Raw genomic sequence first — 1,455 nt, forward strand, 5'->3', positions numbered from 1 at the left:
GCGGGGACTGTCGCGAAGGGTGCCGGCGAGGTTGACAGTCTGGGGGGCGTTGAAAGGGAGGCCGCCCCGTGATCGACTGGTTCACAACCACGATCCCCAACGACCCGGAGGACCTCCCCATGGACACGCTATCGCTGCGCACGTCGGTCTGCAACGCGGCGTCCGTCTTCGTCGGCGAGTACGGGGCCGTGGCTCGGCAGGCCGGGCGGGCCGGGTGCAGCCGGCAGACGGTCTACGAACACGCCCGCCGGGTCGAGCGGCGGTTGGAGGCCGCGCCCGCCGCGGCGGCGCGAAGACCGCCGCCGGCCCTCGACGACGACGCCCGGCGGCGGTTCGCGGTCGAGGCCTTCGCCATGGGCCTGAGCACCCGCCAGGTCGAGGACCTGCTCCGCATCGTCCTGGACGGCGACGGCCCCGACCATTCGACCATAGGCCGCTGGGTCGCCGAGGCGGCCGCCCGGGCGGGGGCCGTCCTGGAGGCGGCCGACGCGGCGTGCGTCCCCCGGGTCCGGACGCTCGCGCTCGACGAGCTCTTTTTTGGGGGCGGCCGACCCTGGTCGGGGTCGAGCCGGCGAGCCTGACGGCCCTCTTCTGCGGCGACGAGCCGGACCGCAAGGCCGCGACCTGGGCCCGCCGGCTGGGGCCGTTCGACCGCCTGGAGTTCGTCGTCTCGGACGCCGCGTCGGGGATCGCCTCGGCGGTCGCGCGGCTGGCCGAGGCCCGCCGAGGCGACCCCGACGCGCGCCCCCTCGAGCACGGCCTGGACCTCTTCCTCACGACCATGGAGGCCCGCCGCGTCCTGGCCCGCCGCTGGGGCGGGGCCGAGGCGGCCTGGGAGCGGGCCGAGGCCGCCGACGCCGCCGTCGCGGCCTCGAGACGCCGGGGCGTCGACGCTCGGGCCCCGGCCGCGACCGCCCGCGCGGCCTGGCGGCGGGCGACGACGGCGTTCGGGGAGGTCGACCGCCTGGAGGCGGCGTGGGCCCGGGCCCACGCCGCCCTGGACGCGTTCACGCCCGACGGCCGGCTCAACGATCGCGGCCGCGCCGAGGCCGAGATCGCCGCGGCCCTCGGCGACCTGGCCGGCCCCGAGTGGTCGAAGGTGCGGAACTTCCTGGGCGACCGGCGGGGCCTCGCGTTCCTGGACCGGATGCACCGCCGCCTGGCCGTCGCCGAGCCCGATCGCGAGCGACGCGAGGCGATGGCCTGGCGATGGCGCCTGGGCCGCCGCCGGCCTCGCCCGGCCGACCCGGCGACGGCCCTGATCCGGGCCGTCGCCCTCGCCCGCCGCCTGGACGGGGAGGAACGGACCTCCTCCGACCGCGTCGAGGCCGTCCTCCGCGACACCCACCGGGCCGGCAGCGCGGTGGAGGGGATGAACAGCGTCCTGCGGATGCACCAGTCGCGTCACCGCCGCATGACCCGACCGATGCTCGACCTCAAGCGGCTCTACTGGAA

2 protein-coding genes are annotated in these 1,455 nt (G+C 77.3%); both read left to right on the forward strand.

All coding sequences use genetic code 11. The features are described 5' to 3' along the window. Positions 1-68: 68 nt before the first annotated feature. On the forward strand, positions 69-581 hold the full coding sequence (locus G6O68_RS31765) for a hypothetical protein (RefSeq protein WP_165253760.1): 513 nt from the start codon (positions 69-71) through the stop codon (positions 579-581). Next, the coding region (locus G6O68_RS32610) for a hypothetical protein (RefSeq protein WP_206108292.1) at positions 494-1,455 on the forward strand (962 nt) is incomplete at its 3' end. The genes G6O68_RS31765 and G6O68_RS32610, both read left to right, overlap by 88 nt.

Origin of the sequence: Paludisphaera soli (assembly GCF_011064595.1) — a bacterium.
Classification (GTDB): domain Bacteria; phylum Planctomycetota; class Planctomycetia; order Isosphaerales; family Isosphaeraceae; genus Paludisphaera; species Paludisphaera soli.